At 42.3% G+C, this 21,177-nt stretch carries 15 protein-coding genes; 10 read left to right on the top strand and 5 right to left on the bottom strand.

Translation table 11 applies throughout. The features are described 5' to 3' along the window. Nucleotides 1-43 precede the first annotated feature (43 nt). The 3 genes from porU to AC1XUE_RS20360 all read left to right on the top strand — a co-directional run bounded on the left by porU (nt 44) and on the right by AC1XUE_RS20360 (nt 5,967). Nucleotides 44-3,352 carry a type IX secretion system sortase PorU gene (porU, locus tag AC1XUE_RS20370; RefSeq protein ID WP_483357824.1) on the top strand — a complete coding sequence of 1,103 codons (3,309 nt, stop codon included), beginning with the start codon at nt 44-46 and terminating at the stop codon, nt 3,350-3,352. A 106-nt stretch (nt 3,353-3,458) separates the two neighbouring features. After that, nucleotides 3,459-4,613: a type IX secretion system outer membrane channel protein PorV gene (gene porV, locus AC1XUE_RS20365; RefSeq protein WP_483357823.1), complete on the top strand. Its 1,155-nt coding sequence runs from the start codon at nt 3,459-3,461 to the stop codon at nt 4,611-4,613. A gap of 73 nt (nt 4,614-4,686) precedes the next feature. Further along, complete coding sequence (locus AC1XUE_RS20360) at nt 4,687-5,967, top strand: M16 family metallopeptidase (RefSeq protein WP_483357822.1); 1,281 nt, start codon at nt 4,687-4,689, stop codon at nt 5,965-5,967. Nucleotides 5,968-6,007: 40 nt separating this feature from the next. Here the strand turns inward: AC1XUE_RS20360 and AC1XUE_RS20355 are convergent, their stop codons facing one another. Then, on the bottom strand, nt 6,008-7,321 hold the full coding sequence (locus AC1XUE_RS20355; RefSeq protein ID WP_483357821.1) for a cryptochrome/photolyase family protein: 1,314 nt from the start codon (nt 7,319-7,321) through the stop codon (nt 6,008-6,010). Between the two features lie 242 nt (nt 7,322-7,563). Here AC1XUE_RS20355 and AC1XUE_RS20350 point away from each other — a divergent pair, with 242 nt between their 5' ends. Next, complete coding sequence (locus AC1XUE_RS20350; RefSeq protein WP_483357820.1) at nt 7,564-8,421, top strand: 3-keto-disaccharide hydrolase; 858 nt, start codon at nt 7,564-7,566, stop codon at nt 8,419-8,421. A 78-nt stretch (nt 8,422-8,499) separates the two neighbouring features. On the opposite strand, the gene murA is transcribed toward AC1XUE_RS20350, so the two are convergent. The 4 genes from murA to AC1XUE_RS20330 form a co-directional block, all read right to left on the bottom strand. Then, nucleotides 8,500-9,807 carry a UDP-N-acetylglucosamine 1-carboxyvinyltransferase gene (gene murA / locus AC1XUE_RS20345; RefSeq protein WP_483357819.1) on the bottom strand — a complete coding sequence of 436 codons (1,308 nt, stop codon included), beginning with the start codon at nt 9,805-9,807 and terminating at the stop codon, nt 8,500-8,502. A gap of 108 nt (nt 9,808-9,915) precedes the next feature. Then, nucleotides 9,916-10,629 carry a DUF4290 domain-containing protein gene (locus AC1XUE_RS20340; protein WP_483357818.1) on the bottom strand — a complete coding sequence of 238 codons (714 nt, stop codon included), beginning with the start codon at nt 10,627-10,629 and terminating at the stop codon, nt 9,916-9,918. 61 nt (nt 10,630-10,690) lie between these two features. After that, nucleotides 10,691-14,656 carry a putative type IX secretion system sortase PorU2 gene (gene porU2, locus AC1XUE_RS20335; RefSeq protein WP_483357817.1) on the bottom strand — a complete coding sequence of 1,322 codons (3,966 nt, stop codon included), beginning with the start codon at nt 14,654-14,656 and terminating at the stop codon, nt 10,691-10,693. Beyond that, nucleotides 14,613-15,143, bottom strand: coding sequence for a dihydrofolate reductase (locus tag AC1XUE_RS20330; RefSeq protein WP_483357816.1), 531 nt, complete (start codon nt 15,141-15,143; stop codon nt 14,613-14,615). The genes porU2 and AC1XUE_RS20330 overlap by 44 nt, the downstream gene beginning before the upstream one ends. Nucleotides 15,144-15,382: 239 nt before the next feature. On the opposite strand from AC1XUE_RS20330, the gene AC1XUE_RS20325 reads away from it, so the two are divergent. From AC1XUE_RS20325 to AC1XUE_RS20300, 6 genes are all read left to right on the top strand, one after another. Further along, nucleotides 15,383-15,748, top strand: coding sequence for a PadR family transcriptional regulator (locus AC1XUE_RS20325; RefSeq protein WP_483357815.1), 366 nt, complete (start codon nt 15,383-15,385; stop codon nt 15,746-15,748). A 28-nt stretch (nt 15,749-15,776) separates the two neighbouring features. After that, nucleotides 15,777-18,308 (top strand): PspC domain-containing protein, encoded by a 2,532-nt coding sequence (locus AC1XUE_RS20320; RefSeq protein WP_483357814.1) that lies wholly within the window; start codon nt 15,777-15,779, stop codon nt 18,306-18,308. 87 nt (nt 18,309-18,395) lie between these two features. Continuing rightward, nucleotides 18,396-19,082: a head GIN domain-containing protein gene (locus AC1XUE_RS20315; protein WP_483357813.1), complete on the top strand. Its 687-nt coding sequence runs from the start codon at nt 18,396-18,398 to the stop codon at nt 19,080-19,082. Nucleotides 19,083-19,265: 183 nt separating this feature from the next. After that, nucleotides 19,266-20,108, top strand: a complete 843-nt coding sequence (locus AC1XUE_RS20310) for an outer membrane beta-barrel protein (protein ID WP_483357812.1) — start codon at nt 19,266-19,268, stop codon at nt 20,106-20,108. A gap of 22 nt (nt 20,109-20,130) precedes the next feature. Continuing rightward, nucleotides 20,131-20,649 carry an acyl-CoA thioesterase gene (locus tag AC1XUE_RS20305; RefSeq protein ID WP_483357811.1) on the top strand — a complete coding sequence of 173 codons (519 nt, stop codon included), beginning with the start codon at nt 20,131-20,133 and terminating at the stop codon, nt 20,647-20,649. Between the two features lie 116 nt (nt 20,650-20,765). Continuing rightward, nucleotides 20,766-21,134 (top strand): Rid family detoxifying hydrolase, encoded by a 369-nt coding sequence (locus tag AC1XUE_RS20300; RefSeq protein WP_483357810.1) that lies wholly within the window; start codon nt 20,766-20,768, stop codon nt 21,132-21,134. Nucleotides 21,135-21,177: the final 43 nt, after the last annotated feature.

The raw sequence follows: 21,177 nt of genomic DNA, 5'->3' as shown, positions 1-21,177 counted from the left end.
AAGGGTAATTCTATTGTGGTGTATTTCGGTTACCGCCGTTTTCATGACGAAAGCATATGCCCAATCGCCGGCAGTATTTTCATCCGCTACGGTATTTAAAATTGGAATTACAAAAACAGGTATACATAGAATTGATCATAGTTTTCTGAAAAAAATGGGCGTTGATGTAGCTGCAATCAACCCTGACAAAATCCGGCTATTCGGAAACGGTGGCGCCATGCTCCCACAGAAGAATTCAGACGATCGTTCCCAAGGGCTGATTGAAAATGCAATATTTATTCAAGGAGGAGAAGATGGTAGCTTCGATGCCGGAGATGGCATCTTCTTTTATGCTGAGGGACCTCATGTTATCATTCAGGATACAACTACACGCAGACTTCGTCATCAAATTAACTATTATTCGGATACTACGTTTTATTTCTTGTCAATAGGAAATGAGAATGGTTTGCGGATTAAAAACTCGGAACATACTGTCTCAGGTAAAAACAGTAGCGTTATATCTACTTTCTCCGACTACTGGTTTCATGAAAGTGAGCTGGTAAATCTGCTTAAATCAGGTAGAGAGTGGTGGGGAGAGTATATTTCAGGTTCAGCGCCATTTTCAGTGCAGGCTTTGCTATCAGGTATAGTACCAGGTTCTGATATGTATTTTTCAGGTTCCGCGCTTGGGTCTGCTCAGGTTGCTACAAAGTTTTTATGGCAGGTCAATGGGCAACTACTGGGAGAAAGTCAGGTCAGAACTGTGGGAGGTGGTACGTATGATATCAGAGGTCAGCGAAGTGATGTGGGTTATAGTGTAACAGCTCCTGCAACCGGTCCGGCTGTTACTATGGGCGTTAGCTATGATAGAGGTGGTCAGTCCTCAGCACAGGGGTATGTTAATTATCTGGCATTACAAACACAGCGCGAGCTGGCGCGTTACGACCAACAGCAGGTATACTATTTTTTTTCTGAGACACGTGATACGATCACTTATCAGTTCAAGAATATTAATCCTGATTTTGTAATCTGGGATATTACCAACAAGCTACAACCTGCTTTACTTTCTTTAAACAATAATGAAGTTTCAGTTTCAAAGGGTAAGACTTTCAGGCGATTAACAGGCTTCAGTCTCTCACAGGCTTATGCTCCTGATGCATGGGAAATTGTCCCTCAGCAAAGTCTTTCTCAACTAGCCGCACCCGACTTGCTCATCGTTACAGGATCGGCCTGGAAAAAGCAGGCGCTTCAACTGGCAGCTTTTCGGGAAGAAAATGATGGTTTAGCTACACAAGTAGTCACTATCCAGGAGATTTACAACGAATTTTCCTCAGGAAAGCCGGATGTTTCTGCGATTCGAGATTTTGCTAAAAGCTTGTACGACAAGGATAATGGAAAGTTGAAATACCTCCTTTTATTTGGCGATGCATCTTATGATTATCGTAATGTGCTGAAAAACCAGGTAGTATCAGCACAACAAAATCTTATTCCTGTCTACGAAAGCAGAGAATCGCTTAATCCGGTATATACCTATTCGTCAGATGATTATTATGGATTTATGGAAGATCATGAAGGCGAATGGATCGAAAGTGGAGCAGGTAACCATACTTTGGATATAGGTGTAGGCAGGTTGCCGGTTAAGTCTGTTCCGGAAGCACAGACCGTAGTTGATAAATTAGTTCGATATGGTTCTGAGACCTATGGAAAAGGCTTATGGAAGAATAAAATTGCTTTTGTGGCAGATGACGGCGACGGGAATATACATCAACAAGACGCTGATTCACTGGCTAATATGTCTTCAGGGAAATTCTATACATCACGGATTTTTCTGGATGCCTATCCCCAGTATGTTAGTGAATTAGGGCAACGGGTGCCGGCCGTGAATGAACAAATCAGAAAGAGTATTAATGAAGGCGTGCTTGTGCTGAATTACACCGGCCACGGTGGAACCAGCGGCTGGGCAGAGGAACAGGTGCTTACGGTTGGTGATATGCAATCGGTACGGGGTATGAATAATTTGCCGTTATTGCTTACTGCCACATGTGATTTTGGCCGTTATGATGATCCTTCTGTGGTATCCGGGGCTGAACTGATGGTGCTTAGTCCCCGAGGTGGAGCTATAGGAGCGATCAGTACGACGCGGCCCGTATATTCCAGTACAAATTTCCGGATCAACCGGTCATTTTACGATGTGTTGAATACATCTGCACCATCAAAAAAAATGGGTTCCATATTCAGAGAGACAAAGAATAATGGTCTTTTCGAAGTACTGAACAGGAACTTTACGCTTCTTGGTGATCCGTCTATGCGATTGGCTATAGCAGAAAAAAAGATCCGGTTTACACCGCCACCCGATACATTACGTGCATTGGAAAACGTGAACTTTGAAATGGAAGTTTTTGATGCCGAAACCGAGGAAACAGACATTAGCTTCAACGGGATTGCAAGAGTGGTGGTGTATGACAAAGCTACAACGTTCCGAACGCTGGGTAATCAGGTTGAACCGGACGCTTACAGCGAATTCAGAAGTAAGCTTTTTGATGGGAATGTGACTGTTATTAACGGAAGATTAGCTTGTAAGTTCAATATGCCCAAGGATATGGATTATCGTATCGGAGTAGGCAAAGTGAATGTATATGCTACACAAGACGATGGTCGCTCGGATGCTGGTAGCCAGTTGCCTGTGATCACAGGTGGTAGTGCAGATATGAATGTTGATCGTAATCCTCCTGAAATTGAAGCCTGGCTTAACGATGAAACATTCCGTTCCGGTGACGTTGTAGGTAGTTCCTCCGTATTAAGGGTTAAACTTGCTGATGACCACGGAATAAATATTTCGAGATCGGGGATTGGGCATGATATAACACTTACTATCAATGATACACTAGTGCTGGTACTTAACAATTATTACGTAGCAGATCTTGATAGTTATACATCGGGGAGCATTATTTACCCTTTTGAAAATCTTGCACCAGGTTCTTATCAGGTCAAGATAAAAGTGTGGGACATATATACTAACTCATCGGAAATAGCGTTCGATTTTCAGGTGCAAGCCGTAAATGGTATTCAATTGCAGGAATTAAAGGTTTACCCTAATCCATTTATAGAAGATTTGTCATTCGAAATCACGCATAGCAGGCCAAATGACGATGTTGAAATTGTTTTCAGATTGTTTACGCAGAACGGGCAAAAATTGGAAGAGCTTAAATGGCGATATTATTCAGGAGAGCAGGTTATCCGACAACCGTTGATGACTACAAATCTGAGTAGTACTTTACAAAAATTGACCGCTTATATATACGCAATCGAGGTCAGGTCGCTGAAAGACAACTCAGTGGACAAACGTAGTGGAAGGATCGTCCGTTCTCCATAGATTTAATAAAACTTATTATTTATTTTACGATTAATTATCTTTCATTGTACTTTTGACCCTATAAAGAAGCTGACACAAAGCACTTCCTATCGCAAATCCAATTTCTATGAGACTTTTTTTTCTAAGCTTATCTTCATTACTAGTATTAACAAGCGGGGTTTCAAATGCCCAGTCAGACACATCAAGAATTCCACACTCGCCACTATCCTTTTTAACGTTTGCCCCTGATGCAAGAAGTGCTGCAATGGGTGAAGCAGGAGTAGCATTGAGTCCGGATGCTAATTCAACCTATTGGAATGCGGCTAAGCTTCCCTACAATTCGAAAGATTTCGGAGTTTCTGCTTCCTACACACCATGGTTGAGAAATGTAGTAGATGATATGTGGTTGGGATATTTATCAGCTTATAAAAAAATTGGTGACAAGCAGGCGGTCGCTGCTTCGATCAATTATTTCAACAACGGAGAGCTTGACCTGCGTGATGCAGTTGGACAAAATCTCGGTTATTTCTCTTCAAGAGAATTTGCTTTAAACGGTACCTATTCGCGTCAGCTAAGCAAAAATTTCTCTCTTGGTTTGACTTTAAAATATATCTCTTCTAACCTGGCAGGAAATGCAGTTATAAACGGTGTATCTTTAAAAACTGCGCGTACTGCTGCTGGAGATATCAGCGCATTCTATAGAAAAGAATTAAGAAATGAAGATACCGGAGGTGAATTTACCTGGTCACTTGGTGCGGTACTTTCCAATCTTGGTGGTAAAATCAATTATGGTGCAGGTACCGAAACAGAAAACTATATTCCTACAACTTTAAAAGTAGGTGGTGGACTTACATTCTCTGCTGATGGCCGTAACAAGTTTAATGTAATTGCTGATTTGACCAAATTGATGGTCCCTACTCCCGACGGCATTACAAGAATCAATACTTCAAAAAGTGCACTAAGCGCGGCATTTGGTTCATTCTCAGATGCTCCTGACGGATTCCGTGAAGAAGTTCAGGAAGTTGCAGTTGCTGCTGGTGCTGAGTACTGGTACAATGATATTTTCGCAATCCGTGGAGGTTACTTCGGCGAGCACAAAAACAAAGGTGGACGTAAGTTCTTTACAGCTGGTGCAGGTATACGATTTGCTGACCGCTATGCAGTGGACTTCGCCTATATGTTCCCTGTTGCACAAAACAGCCCGCTTGCACAAACACTCCGCATTTCACTCGGACTTTATCTGAACAAAGCTGAAAAACTTGATTTGAGTGACGAAAACTAAGATAAAGTATTAGTAAAATATGAAAGCGAATGGCGTTATTGCAACACCATTCGCTTTTTTGATTTAATCAGTTATGCCTTTAAACCGTACCATTGCTCCCGATTTTAAAGTTATCAAATCAATACATCTGCCCGAAACCCAAAGACATCTTCTGGGAAACGGTGTGCAGCTGTATGTCATTAATATCGGTGAGCAGCCAGTTGTCCGGTTAGAATGTATTTTTGAGGCTGGGGGCTGGCATGAAAAGGCAGCAGGAGCCTCATCCTTTGCGATAAAAATGCTCGCGGAAGGAACGCTGACATATACATCCTCGGAAATCAGTGAGGCTTTTGACCGTGTAGGAGCATTTACAGACTTTACGCATACAGCAGACCGTGTTGGAATTACAGTGTATTGTTTGTCCAGGTTTTTGCCAGAGATACTTCCATTGGTGAAAGAAATGATGCAAAGTGCGGTTTTTCCGGAAAAGGAACTGGAAAAACTTAGAAACATTACACTCCAGAATCTACGGGTTAATCAAGAAAAGACCTCTTACCTCGCCACTGTAGCTTTCAGAGAAGGACTTTATGGAAGCAAACATCCATATGGGCAAAGCCAGAATGAACAAGCTATTGAGTCTCTCCAAAAACAGGATATTGTTGATCATTATAGTCAGTTTGTAAAAAACGGGAGGTATACAGTGATACTGGCCGGACAGGTGCAGGATGAAGATATTACTGCAGTAAAGGAGCATCTGGACGTGAATACTAATTTCGATGAGCAGGCGATTGCATTACGTGAAGGTGAGGCGCTGTATCAGGGAAAGAAGGTATTGATCGAAAAAGTGGACGGCTTGCAGTCAAGTATACGGGTCGGGCGTCGGTTATTTACCCGCCACCATCCTGATTATTTCAAAATGTTAGTCACCAATGAAATTCTGGGAGGATACTTCGGTTCACGCCTGATGAAGAATATACGTGAAGAAAAGGGATTGACTTACGGCATATCGTCTCATTTGGTAACACTTCGTAACGATGGTTATTTCATGATTGGGACTGATGTAAAAAAAGAATTTACACAGCAGACCATTGATGAGATAAAGAAAGAAATCCGCTTGCTTCAAACAGAGCCGGTTCATGCGGATGAGCTTCAGACGGTCAAAAACTTTATGGCTGGCGAATTTGCAGGGTCCTTGAATACAGCTTTTGAAGTTGCAGACAGACGCAAAATATTATTGCTCGATGGCTTACCAGCTGATTTCTTTAATCAATACATTGATCAGATACATGCCACTACCAGTGATGATATCATGGAAATGGCGAAAACGTATCTGAATCCTGATGATATGTTGGAAGTCGTTGTGGGTGGGAAATAGGGACCTATGTTTTTGACTAACCGGGAGAATTTAGATTCATTCAGTCTTTATTCAATGCGACCTTATATGCCTTCAAACATCTTTCCCTCGCTAATTTATGGTCAACAATGGGGGATGGGTAGTCCAGGCTATTTAATTCCTGAACCCACTTTTTGATGTATAATCCTTTTGAATCAAATTTTTCTGCCTGAGCTGTTGGATTGAAAATCCTGAAGTAAGGTGCAGCATCTGTGCCTGATCCTGCAGCCCACTGCCAGCCGCCGTTATTGGCTGCAAGGTCATAATCCAGCAGCTTTTCTGCAAAATAAGCTTCTCCCCAACGCCAGTCAATCAGGAGGTGTTTGGTTAAAAAGCTAGCTGTTACCATTCTGACTCTGTTATGCATAAAGCCAGTTTCATTCAGCTCGCGCATACCAGCATCAACCAACGGATAGCCTGTCTTTCCCTCACACCATGCTCTAAACTCCTTTTCATTGTTACGCCATTTGATATTGTCGTATTCGGCACGAAATGCTTCCCCTTTTCCAACTTTGGGGAAATTCCAGAGGATCTGATGATAGAAATCCCGCCAGATGAGCTCGTTTAACCAAGTAGCACTATGGTCCTGCGCCTTTCTTGCCATTGTACGGATACTTACGGTCCCAAAGCGCAGATGCATGCCTATATGTGTTGTACCTTCTATAGCCGGATAATTTCGCTGGTCTTCATATTTTTCCAGCAATTCTTCTTTTACTCTGGAAGAGGGTATGGGCTCATCTGTTATTTCGAACCCCATTTCTCTCAAAGATGGAATGGATGTGATCTTTTTTTGCAAGAAGTTTTTGAAATACTTTTTGGTCGGATACGATGACAAATAAAATTCATCACACTTCGCTTTCCATGCCTTGCTGTAGGGTGTAAAAACAGTATAAGGCGTATTTTGTCCGGACAGGATTTCGCTTTTTTCGAAAATTACCTGATCCTTATAAGTTTTGAACTCAATCTCTTTTTTTGCAAGAATATCATCTATAACACCATCACGTTCAGTAGCATAAGGCTCATAGTCATGATTGGTATACACTTGCTTTATATCGTATTCCTTGAGAATCTTCTCCCAGATAACTTGTGGCGAACCATATTCGACCAGCATGCCGGAACCCAGTTGGTTTAAATCATGCTGTATATCTGAAATGGTATCATGAATAAAACTGACACGTCGGTCATACTTGTTATCCAGCGCATCCAGAATTTTTTGATCAAATATAAAAAGGGGAAGTACCGGATATCCTGAACGCAAAGCATGGTAGAGTCCGGCATTATCATCCAGTCGCAGATCACGCCGAAACCAGAATATCACAATTTTATTTTTTGACATAGGAATGAAATTCTTTTACAGTAAAACTAATGTAAAATACTTTGCCACAGGCATTCGGTTATTCTATCAAAATTGGATGATCTTTTAGTCTGAGTAAACTAACCTTCGGTTACACAGTATAGTCTGCTATTCTGATAACAGGTTGTATATTTACATATGAAAACGGCGTTCTGACATGGTGTGGAGCTGATTTTTATCAAAACTAAGTTTTACTCAAATATATACTTTTAAAAATTTAACCTATGAGATTGAATCTGACCGCTATTTTGTGTCTGTTTAGTATGTTGACTTTTGCTCAGAAAAAAACTGAAAAACAAGAATGGAAACAACTGTTTAATGGTAAGAATCTGGACGGATGGGATGTAAAGATCCGTGGGAATGAGTTGAATGATAATTTTGGCAATACATTCAGAGTAGAAGACGGAAAATTGGTTGTCAGATATGATCAATATGATGATTTTAAACAAAAGTATGGTCACCTGTTCTACAAAGACGAGTTCTCATATTATCGAATTGCCGTAGAGTATCGTTTTGTAGGTGAGCAGGCGCCCAAAGGAGAAGGATGGGCGTGGCGTAACAGCGGTATCATGATTCACGGACAACCTGCTGCTACGATGGGAAAAGATCAGGATTTTCCGGCTTCTATTGAAGTTCAGCTATTGGGTGGCGACGGGAAAAAAAGAACGACCTGTAATCTGTGTACGCCGGGAACTAATGTTGAAATGGATGGAAAGCTGTTTACACCGCATTGTATTAATTCCAAATCTCAGACTTATAACGGTGATCAGTGGGTACGTGCCGAGGTATTGGTGCTTGGTGATTCGCTGATCCAGCACTTTGCCAATGGTGAGATGGTATTGGAATACAACAAACCGCAGTATGGTGGCGGAAATGTAAGCGGGCACGACGCTTCGCTGCTGGTTGATGGCAAATTACTTGATCACGGCACAATTTCATTGCAAAGTGAAAGTCATCCTGTAGAGTTCCGTAAAGTGGAGCTTCTCAACCTCAAAGGCTGTATGGATCCAAAGGCAAATAATTACAAATCGTACTATGTAAAAGCTGACAACAGCACTTGTACGTATGGTAAGAAAAAGTAATATCCGGAATTACAGATAACATAAAAACGAGAAGCAACTGTCGAAGTCGCTTCCCGTTTTTTCTGTCATCATATATCGTTACAAACGAACGATCTCTGCCCCAATGGCATTGAGACGCGTATCGATATTCTGATAGCCGCGGTCAATCTGTTCTATGTTGTCAATAATGCTGATTCCTTTTGCCGAAAGTGCAGCCATAAGTAGCGCTACTCCCGCACGGATATCAGGTGATGTCATTCGAATTCCTCTGAGCTGCGTATCGCGGTTATGACCGATTACCGTTGCACGATGCGGGTCACAAAGGATAATCTGAGCACCCATTTCGATCAGTTTGTCCACGAAGAATAAGCGGCTCTCGAACATTTTTTGGTGTATCAGGACTGTTCCCTGCGCCTGAATGGCCGTAACAAGAACAATACTCAGCAAATCAGGCGTGAAGCCGGGCCAAGGTGCATCGGCTACGGTAAGTGTTGAGCCATCCATATAATTTTCAATCCGATAGCGCTCCTGAGCAGGCACAAAAATATCATCCCCTCTGAACTCCATTTGAATCCCTAATTTCTGAAACACATCAGGTATAATTCCCAGTTGTGGAATCTGGCAGTTTTTAATTGTTATTTCAGATTGGGTCATCGCTGCCAGACCAATGAAGCTTCCAATTTCAATCATATCAGGAAGCATGGTATGTTCCGTCCCTGAAAGCTGGGTAACACCTTCCACCGTAAGCAGATTAGATGATATACCGGATATTTTTGCACCCATCCGGTTCAGCATTTTACATAATTGCTGAAGATAAGGTTCGCATGCTGCATTGTAAATGGTCGTTGTTCCTTCAGCCATCACTGCGGCCATCAGCACGTTAGCAGTCCCTGTTACAGAAGCCTCATCCAATAACATAAATGCGCCTTTCAGATTAGCAGCATCTACTTTATAAAAACCTCCGTCTTCCCCGTCATAGCTGAATTGAGCCCCTAGTTTTTCAAAACCGAGGAAGTGCGTGTCGAGGCGGCGGCGACCAATTTTATCACCACCCGGACGAGGAATACGTCCCTTACGGAAGCGTGCAAGCATAGGACCGAGCAACATAACGGATCCTCTCAGTGCAGCAGCTTTCTGACGGAATGAGTCCGATTCGAGGTATTCAAGATTGATATCATCGGCTTCAAAACGGATCGAAGATTCGCTCAACCGCGTACGTCTTACACCCAGATCACCCAGCAGATCGATAAGCTGATTTACATCACGGATGTTTGGAATGTTATGAATGGTAACCGGTTCTTTGGTCAGCAATACGGCACATATGATCTGTAATGCTTCGTTTTTAGCACCTTGTGGTATGATCTCGCCTTTCAGGCGTCGGTCACCGGTAATTTTAAATGAGGCCATTTGTATATCTGGCAGCAGTAAAGCTGCAAAGTTTTTAAAGACGGTATTGACCGCTATAGGTTAGAATCGATTGAATAACAGTTACCAGACCGGAAGAAGGCAGAAATGTCAGATACCTGGTTTTCTGCGATTGTTATTATTGTTGTTGTTCCGGTTGTTATTATTCCTGCCAGAGAATTTGTTATTATTCTGACGGTTCCGGTTGTTCTGGTTTTGCCTGTCCTGATTGTTGTTTGGCTGCGCCTTGAAGTTGCCCTGATGATTTCCCCGGTTACGTTCCTGGCTGCTGTTGCGGTCTTTTGGAGATGCATCCACAGGACCATTCTTACGGATATAGTCAATTTCTTCTTTCAACTTACCTTTAGCAAGCTGATCAAGCTGTCCCAGCAATACATGGTCTTCCGGATTATCTTTATTCCATGTATTAAAGAAAGAGCGCATCAGGCGGAAAATGTAAGAAACAAACGCAAGTCTGTCTTCTTCATTTTCTGTGTTAACAGCTTTTTCGAGCAAAAGATCAATATTTCTTCCGTAATGACGGTAGATCAGGTTGTGCTGATTGTATCCGACAGTAAGCGGTTTTTTTCCTAACGACTCCTTCGAAGGAGGGGGAAAGGGGCTGTCTACATCCAGTTCGAACCCCGATATAATGTACAGGTCATCCCAAAGCTTGTTGGTATAATCCTGGTTATCTCTCATGTTTGGGTGTATTTGACGCATCAGCTCTACCAAAATATGTGCGTAAAGCGTGCGTTTTGTCCGATCTTCTATCTTGACGATATGTTCGGTGAGTTTCTGGACGTTGCTGCCGTATTCTTTCAAGGACTTGGATTATTATTTGTAATGGACAAAAATAAGAAGATTTACGGAAAGAAAGTGATCTTTATCGTTTCAGGATGAGTTTCCCGCTCCGGTTCACATCTGGTGAAAATGGAATAGCTGTTTCTCCGGAAGATTTATCAAGTCTGTAAAAGTAAATTCCGGACTGTAAATTTGCCGGTTCCCAAATTGATTCGCTGATACCCGGTTGGAGTTGATGGAGTTTTCTGACAATAATTCTTCCGTAAATATCAGTAATTACAATAACAAGTTTTTGGGGGGAGAAAGAGCCCTGACTCAGAAACTGAAACCTGAAAAACGTTCGTGATGGATTAGGAGCAACATTCAGAGACTTTACCAATACTGTCCCGGATACTTTAAAATTGATCTGGTATTCCGGAGTTCTGTTCTTACTCCGATCGTGGCCTAGTATCCGCAATTGATAATGGCCTGGCGATAAAGCAGGAAGATCACTCATCATAATGTTGAGCTGATTCGCCGGACCAGATTGAATAGCTGCATTTTTCAGCCAAATTCTTTTTTCAATACAGTGTGTGCAATTTTCTTTGAGATATACAGCTATACCCGTAGTATCAGTCATAAACAGAAAAGGATTTTCGTCCTGAAGTGTAATTTTGAGCTGAGGCGAAGCAGATACATCCTCCCCGTCGGTAATCATTCGGCCATCAATGGTGACAAATAGGAGTGGAGGTGTCAGATCAGCAATAACCGTATAGGAAAACTGTAATACATTATTGTGCAGATGGGTTTCGGGAAGGTTAGTCTGATTAAAATGAATCACAATGCGATGCTGTCCGGATGCGGCATTGGTGGGCATTGTTATACTGAAATGACTCTCTTGATATCCACCTACAGGTGCAATATTTTGCAAAGTTGTACTGATACCTGCGGGAGAATGGTGTACTACTTTTACACTTATGGAATCAGTAAATGAAATGCCTGTAATGTTCCGGAATATGGCTTTGCAACGAATGGAATCACCTTCCAGCAGGTGCATATTTTGATCTGTGACCGCAAATGCAATTCCTTCCGGCAAGCCGGGAAAGTCTGAGTAATCGGGATTGAAAATAATTCGATGACTTACAGATGGCCGGTCGGGATATTCCGGAATGTAAACACGCCAGTAAACATTACTATACCCGTCCGGAATGCTCATGTGCATTTTTGCCAGCCATTGATCAGCAGGTACAATTTGTTTTCGTGGAGAGATAAATGTGGAAGTTGAATCCCATTCAAATACAATATTGTTTGTATTAATATCCGGGGCAATCTGTGCAACGAGTTCAATTATTTTACTGCCTGTTTTAAATTCTGAAACGGGTAACACAGGAAACACGCCGCCTTCGCGGATCACCTGAATAATCCGAAAATTATTGTTTGTTTTTGATTCCTCCCTCAGCTTGTGGTCGGGATCAATCTCTGCATTCAGAATAAGCTGTCCTGGTTTATTGTGAGGGTTTTTAATCTGAATGGTAAGCGTATCAGCTATAGCAACCGCATTTCTGAGTTCGCTGAAAAGTATCTGTTTGCTACTATCCGAAATTGTTAATTGATAAGGTTCCTTATTATATCTTCCATTGTTTTTTATAGTCAGACGAATACCTAGTGAATCACTCCAGGTTGACAGAGCGCCACCATATTTATCCGACAGCCGAATGGCAGATGAATCGAAAGTGTAATCTGGCAGTGAAGCAGGAAAAATGCGAATAGCAGGATCGCCATGCAAGTTCATTTGTTGAGAAGTGATCATATCAGACAATGTACTGTGTGTCTGCAGATTTCTTCTAATGGCTTCCAGCTGTATAGTTCCGAAAGGTTTATTGCTAAAAGCTGTGTCAGCCATTACTTTATAGATTGAAGCACTATAATTTTTCAAGGCTGAGGAGCTTCCATTAAACGTATGCGCCAGAAACAGAACCGCCCCCTTATCGGGAGTAAAGATCCAGTCTGAACTAATCGTTTTGTCAGAATAAAAGATACTGCCCGATGCGCATCCATTAGCAATGACTGCCGGGTAAAATGGTTTGTTTTGATAATTACGACTTGAATCTGAGATGTATCCGATATCAACATCTGTTATGTCTATTCCGGAATGACCGAAAAGTGTTACCAAAGCAACTCCCTTATTTAGAGTTTCATGAATTGGTAATTGCTCTACCGGATCTTCTGTTGTTTTGGTTTTGCTTTCTACCTGTGCTGCCAGGTGCGAAGTAGTGATCGTTTCACTGAAAGTCTGCATGTAGCTGCTAAATGCGTCTATTTCTTTATAAGTGCGACCGCCACTCAGATGTACTACTCTTTTTCGCCAGGAAGCGGAGGATGGTTCTGCTTCCATTTGTTTTACTTTTTGTAAATAAATAGCTACCTCGTCGGCTGTGGATGCATTGATTCTTCCAATAGCAACTACCGGAATATCCGGAGATATGCTGTCTATCTGTGTAGCCAGTGCGAGATCTGATCCGGGCCAGCCAGCATTTGGGATCAGGTCTTTTCGATTTGGATCGGTAGTTTTTCGCGAAGTTTGCGGATCGACAGAGCGTCCTATGATCATCAGAAATTTTAGATTACCCTGACTTGTAAGATATGCTATCATATTTCTGATGCCTGCCGGTCCGGCTTCCCCGCTGTTGAAATGATCGTATACATCCTGAATATTTACAATAGCTGTTTCGTATGCGCCACCTTTTGGCGATGAACGATATTCCGCATAGGCTTTTGCCGGATCAATGCCTTCTTTCGTTTGCCGCACAATGGGGTGCGTAAGAATCAGATATTCGGCTGCTGTTAGATCAGAAGGCAGATGATGAACTGAGGCTACATGTTGGACTTTCAGGTTTTGTCGCACCGCAATGATATGTTGTGCGCCGGCAATTGGAATGCCAGTTGGTGTTGAAATTACCGTTCTGACATTGGATGGTTCAGTGACATTGTAAAATTTCCAACCAGATGTATTTCCTGTTTTTAAAAACGTATTTTTTGTAGTCGGATCAAAATGAAAAGATTTGGTATTGTTGGAAGGAGGAAGTTGTGCCTGTTGTGGATATTGCCATTTGACATAAGATACAGAACCAGCTCCGGCAACACTGTGAAAAGATATGGATAGTTTGTTACCAGGGAGCAGGGCTTTTTTCAGATCTTCCTGACGAAACTGAAATCGAAATGTTACGGGTTGATGGTCTGTAAGTGTAACTGATGTTATTTTTCTTCCCGGGCTTTGGGAAGTTCCTGTAAATAGCTCAAGCACATTTGTCCCTTGTGCCCGACCAACCATAGTAACCAGAATCTCACATTTTTCAATTAGCTCAGGACGTAGGTTTACTGTGTTTATGTCCACGTTTTGCCAAGTGTTTATGAGTGTTGGGCCGGTCCAGCCTTCTCCAATATCATAAGCGGTGATGGCCATTCCATCACTGAAACCAGTGCCCGAAGGATAGAAACTACCTGTTTGATACTGACTGTTGAAAATCATTTCCTTTTCTTCCAAATGGTAATCCAGCGTATCGGTAATGATGAAAGATGACGGGGCAGGAATTATTCTTTTGCCCTCCTGAGCGTCGTTACTCCAGGTGAGAAAGTAATGTGCTGTATCAGAATAAAGTGGATAGCTGCCAAGTGGCATGGCTTTGGGATGAACGAATAAAACCGAATCGGACAAACCGTCATTTCCTTCCCCAAAAAATGAGATTATACTCTGGTCATCCAAATGATCCTCTCTTTTGCTCTGTACCTCAATAGCCACCTCTTCCTTTCTTCGGAAAATTTGAATTGAGCCGGGTTTTATTTTTTCAATTGAAAGACCCGCCGCACTGAGTTGCCGTCCGGTAACAAAGTGAAAATCGCGTTTTGAGACTGCTAGTTTGACGTATGTTTGAGAAGGATTAAGCCAGGTTTGTGCTGATATATTCTGGCCGGTAAATACAAATGAAAGCAGGATTGAAAAAACAAACAGACAGCCGGCCAATGAATTACCGGCTGTCCTCTTCGGTGTTATCTGCGACCTTCCGTACATATACATTCATCGAAAAAGCGTATTCATGTTCTTCGTCAATGCCGTGGTATTCGGAGGATTGTATTTCCCAGTCTGCCAGACTTACCGTTGGGAAAAATGCGTCACCTTCTATATGGGCATGAACGATTGTGAGGAAAAGCTTTTGTGCCTTTGATATCATTTGTTCAAATACGGATGCTCCTCCAAGTACAAATACTTCATTTTCATCCGAAAGTAACGCCAATGCCTGATCCATATCAGGAGCATACTGTGTATGGCCGTGGTCGGTATGATCCCCGTGGTTGGAGAGTACCACATTTCTATATGTGGAATGTAAAGCATCCGGCGCTTCGTAACTTGTCCGGCCCATTAAAAAAGCACTTCCATCTGTTACTTTTCGGAAGTTTTTCCACTCATCGGGCAGATGCCACGGTAAGCTGTTTTGTTTGCCGATAACATGGTTTTCACTCATGGCCGCAATCAGGTAAAGTGCAGGTAGTTGTTCCAAAATCAGTTTCAGTCAGGATGAATTTTTTTGAAAATATAATCCAATTGAATCAAAATTCTAAATGATCACAGAACTATACCGGTCATAGCTGATTATGAGCCGTTCATCATAGATGAAAAATAATTTTAGCATAGTACCTTGCATCGCAAAGTACCTGTGTATACCTTTGTTGTATAGAAAGTGAAAATCTTATCTATTAGCCATGAAATAAAAATCATTAATCAACACATGAACCCAATATGAATATTGAAAATGCCCAAGTGCAGATGCGGAAAGGGATTCTGGAGTTCTGCATCCTGCACATCATATCACGAGGCGAAGTATATGCTTCTGATATGCTGGATGAACTGACTTCCGCACGGATTATGGTTGTGGAAGGAACGTTGTATCCGTTACTTACGCGGCTGAAGAATTCGGGTTGGCTGGATTACAAATGGGTGGAGTCATCTTCGGGGCCACCGAGAAAATACTATGTTTTGACGGAAGAGGGGAAAGTATTTTTGGATGCCATGCAGGCAACATGGTTTGAGCTGGCTGATTCTGTACAGACGGTGATCCGCCGTAGTGAAGAATTAGAGAAAAAAGGCTCATCCACTCCTAACTGATTAACAAAGACATTCGATTTATACAATCATGAAAAAGACAATTAGCATAAATATAGGTGGCGTCATTTTTCACATCGAAGAAGATGGCTACGAAAAGCTAAAAGGGTATCTTTCGTCAATACAAAAGTACTTTTCATCTTTTGAAGACAGCACTGAAATTCTTGCAGACATAGAGGGCAGGGTAGCAGAGCGATTTTTGAATAAACAAAAGATAGACTCCAAGCAGGTTATTTCATTGACCGACGTGGAGGAACTGATTGCTGCAATGGGAACGGTTGCAGACTTTGAAGCCATTGAGCAATCGGAAGATCTTATTTCTGAACCGCTTACATCGGCTGCACCGAAGAGCAGTGCTGAGCAGCAATTTGATGCAGCTTATTCCGCTCCGGCTGCTGAACCAGCCAAGACTACAGGTCCACGAAAATTGTACCGCGATCTGCGTCGGAAACTAATAGGAGGTGTGGCGGCAGGTCTGGCGCATTATTTCACTATTGATCCGCTTTGGGTGCGGTTGGTATTTCTGATGATGGTGGTCGGTTTCCTTCCGCTACAGGGTATCATGAACCTGAATATGGAAGATTTCTTTGGTCCATTGTCCGGCCTCAGCGTGATCATTTATATTGCCATGTGGATCGCTTTTCCGGGATCTGTTGTGCTCGAAGAAGATACTAAAATCAAGAAATTTTACCGTGATCCGGATCGCAAGGTTGTAGGAGGTGTAGCTGCTGGAGTAGCTTCCTATTTTGGAGTTGATCTGGGCGTGGTACGCTTCGTATGGGTACTGTCTATTTTCTTATTTGGAACTGGCGTACTGGCCTACATCGTGCTATGGGTCATTGCACCGGTTGCAAATACCCTCACAGAAAAAATGGAGATGCAGGGAGAACCCATTACGCTATCCAATATAGAGTCGAATATCAAGCAAAGTCTGAATCTGGAGGAGAAGGGTGGTGAGGAAAACGGAGTTACGAAGCTTTTACTCTTTCCCTTTCGTGCCATAGCGTTGGTAATCGGAGCATTGGGGAAGTTACTTAAAGGTATAGGGCCTGTTCTTCGGATTTTGATTGGGGTGATACTGGTAGGTATTGCTGCATTGTCTCTGCTTTTTCTCGTTATCAGCGGGGCTGTAATAATGGGTCTTACGAGTGTGGATGCGTTTGAAGGTATGCCAGCTCCAATCATGATATTCCAGGAATTTCCAACAAGTCTGGTATTTTCAGGTATTCTTGTAACTGCCGTTCCTATGGTAACTATTTTGTTGCTTGGCTTAACGCTTCTTTCCAATAAAAGAATTGTGGGTAGTTCAGTTTGGCTGACTTTATTGGGATTATGGATCGTAGGTATTGTGATCAGTACCATTCAGGGAATTGCATTTCAGCGTAATTATGCTAAAAGAGGTGAGTATACAGAAATAAGCTATCGAGCGGTGCCTGTAGGTTTACTCACACTGGACCAGGACGATACCGATCCGGATGAAAATATAGATTTGAATATCAATCTGGCTGGAATGGCAGAAACGGATAGTCTGAAAATTGAAAAGACAATTTCTGCAAGAGGTCGTAACCGCGAAGAGGCAGAGAAAAATGCTTCAAAAATCAGCTATGATGTGGAGATTAAAAATGACTCTGTGTTCTATTTCCACGAAGGACCCGCTATTGGAAAATCAGGATTTTTGCGGAACCAGCGTATTGACATAACATTATATGTTCCTTATGACAAACCTTTCGCAATCACACGTAATTTCTGGTATGCTGTTTCGCACTACAATAATAATTACAATCATCTCGATAGCTACGAATTACATAATGATGATGTAAACTGGAGCTCATTACGCTGGGTCGTAAAGCGTGATTCAGGATTGGTTTGTGTCAATTTGCCGGAGCAATTTATCCGGAAAAATGAAAGCAGGGAAGAAGAAGGTCAGGATTACTCTTCTTTTGGAAATGAGGATGAAGACCTGAATCTGGGACAACGGGGAGAATACGTCAAGCAATTTTCCGTTCCTGATTTCCGGAAAATTGATATGGGAGGTGCTTATGCGATCAGCGTGCGCCGTGGTGACGAATTCAAAGTGTCTGCTGACGGCGAGGAAAGTGATGTTGAAGATTTGACTGTTAAAGTTGAAAACGGAACATTGGTTGTAAAACGTAAGTCCGGGTTTAATCTGTTTGATAATAAAAAATGGAATAGAATCGGTATTGTGATTACCATGCCTACAGTGGAAGAGCTTTCATTGTCAGGTGCAAACAAAGCAAGGGTTTCAGGCTTTGATAATCTCAATAAATTGAACATTTCTATTTCAGGAGCGTCTAAAACAGAGCTTGATGTCACAGTTAAAGAGCTGACAATGGATTTGTCGGGAGCTTCTAAGGCAACGTTGAGAGGTAAGGCTGAATCGGCAAATCTGGATTTGTCTGGTGCTTGCAAATTGGATGCTACCGGTATGCAGATAGCAAGAGCCGACGTGGATGCATCCGGTGCTTCGAAGGCACAGTTGGGAACAATCCGTGATATCAGAAAAAGTACCAGTGGTGCAAGTAAAATAAGTGTTCAGGAATAATCTGCACTGAAGAAATAATCGAGTTTGATGCAACTTCGGTATCTGTCATTACATCTTTGGACTATATTCATCATAAATCAATAAGTCATGAAAGGACTAATATTCACCGGTTTTTTAGCCATTCTGCTATCAGTTAGTGTGTATGCACAGGACAGTCGCAACTTCCAGGTCTCGGGTTTTAACAAGTTATCCATGGGTAGTGCTTTTAAAATAGAAGTAAAACAGGGAAGCAATTTCAGTGTAAATACAACGGGAAGAAGTGAAGACTTAAATGATCTGGAAGCAAAGGTTACAGGCGGTGTATTACGATTGGGTTACAAGAGCAATAACTGGAGCAAGAACCGGAAAACTGTCAATGTAAGCATCACCATGCCGTCTTTACAGGGGGTTGATTTTTCAGGTGCAAGTCAGGCCAACGTGGCAAAGTTTTCGGGAGTGACGAATATGGCGATCGAAGTGTCAGGTGCTTCGAAGGTAAATATGGAGCTGATCTCTCAGAAAGCCTCAATTGATCTGTCGGGTGCGTCTTCTCTTACACTGACAGGCCATACCGATGTTCTGAATGGTGAAGTATCCGGTGCATCTTCTTTCAGAGGACGCGACTTTCAATCGAAAGAAGTAAATCTCGAAGCGTCGGGAGCCAGCAGTGCTGCCGTAGTTGCTGATAACGCACTGCGCGCAGAAGCAAGCGGAGCCAGTAGTATCAAATATTCCGGAAAGGTGAAGAATGTGCATGCAAGTACATCAGGAGCCAGCTCTGTGAAAAGAGAATAAGTGAAGTTTCTGAAAGGGTATATATCAGTTACGGTTTGGGCCGGTAGTTTCTACCGGCTTTTTCTTTTTTGAAATTGGCACAAAAAGCGGTATGTTATTTGAAGAGTAATATATTTACGGACGTAATCTCCCTTCTCAATTTCAAATAATTGCCAAAGATTGAGAACCTGTAAATTCAGCTTAATGAAAATCTTACTACATACACTACTTATTTGGGGATCGGTCAGCATATTTTGCTCTGAAACGCTGGCTCAGAAACGAAATCAGTTTAATGGAAAATATATATCGCCTTTTGGTGTATTAAGTCTCACCGGAGGTTTGGGTGCAGCGTACTATTATGGAGATTTAAATGATAAACCTGTTCTCAAAGGTTTGGGGCCTGCGATTTCTGCAGGAGCATTGTACCGGGTTACAGAGCATTTCAGTGCCCGGGGAGAGGTTCGTTTTTTTCAGGTTTCAGGTCATCAGAGTAATGCTAAATTTTACAATGATAACCTTTCTTTTCGGGCTCGAAATCCCGATTTAAGTCTGGCGGTTCAGGCTGATCTGATTGCATTTAACCGCCGACCAAAAGTAAATCCGTATCTTATTCTGGGCGTTACAGCCACTTATCTGAATACAAAAACTGAAAAAGACGGAACCTGGTATAGTTTGCCACCACTTACCACAGAAGGAGTGAAGTACAGCCGTGTTCCGCTATCTATTACCGGTGGAGGTGGCATTATGTTCCAGGCATTTGAAAGGCTGAGTCTTGGTGTGGAATTGAATGCTAATTTTATGTTTTCCGATTATCTGGATGACGTGGGCGGTAAATATGCAAATCCGGATGATCTGCCAAGTGATCTTTCAAGGGAGCTTGCTGACAGATCCGCAGAAATAGGTCTTCCCCCAAAAGAAGCCGGCTGGCACAGAGGAGTTGGTGACATGAATGATATCTACTCGTTTCTGCAGTTCAGGGCAACTTATCTGATCGGAACAAGAATGCAAGCAAAAGAGAGAAAGAAAACACGATGCCCTAAGTTTTAGATTGTATCAAAAAATAACATTTATGCCTAAATTGAAATACCCGCAGGAATCCGAAGTAATCATGACTGAAATGGTGCTTCCCAATGATACCAATACATTGAATAATCTGATGGGAGGGCGTTTGCTGCATTGGATGGATATTTGCGCGGCTATTTCTGCACAAAGGCATTCGAACAGGATTGTTGTGACCGCATCCGTCGACAATGTTTCTTTTAAAGAGCCTATTCGCCTGGGTAACATTGTGACAATGAAAGCCAAGGTAACCCGGTCATTCAATTCTTCAATGGAAGTACATCTCGAAGTCTGGGCAGAAGACGTACCGGCAGGAATTCGCGTGAGTACGAACCAGGCATTTTATACTTTCGTTGCGGTAGATCAGAATGGTCGGCCTATAGAGGTTTCAGCTCTTGAACCTCAGTCCGACGAAGAAAAGGAATTGTATATCAGTGCGCTCCGCCGCAGGCAACTCCGCTTGGTTTTGGGCGGGCGTATGAATCCATCGGATGCTACTGAATTAAAAGCCTTGTTTGAAGTGGTGTAGGGCAACCCTCATCCGATATTTTTTTGATACTTTTGCAGGATTAAATCACTTGCAGAGAATGCTTGTGTACGCGATTTTAGTGCTACATAAATATTCCTGCATTCATCATTATTTTCATGGCAAAAGAAATCATTTTTTCAGATAAGGCACCTGCACCGATCGGACCATACAGTCAGGCAGTAAAAGTGAATGGTACACTGTATGTATCAGGTCAGATTGCTGCTGAGCTGGCACAATCAGGAGATATTAAAGCGGAAGCTGGTGTAGTAATGCAAAACATTGGACACATTCTTGGTGCAGCAGGGCTTGGTTTCGGTCATATTGTAAAATCCAGTATTTTTCTGAAAGACATGAATGACTTCGCGGCAGTGAACGAAATTTACGGGAGCTTTTTCAAAAATGATCCTCCTGCACGTGAAACAGTTCAGGTATCCCGTCTTCCAAAAGATGTTAATGTTGAGATTTCTGTGATTGCGGTGGAGTAGTGGAATAGTCAGGTATTGGTCATGACAACAACTGACTACCATT

The sequence above is a fragment of the Dyadobacter sp. HNCC25DJ187 genome (assembly GCF_056895255.1).
This window is presented reverse-complemented; position numbering and strand designations above follow the sequence as displayed.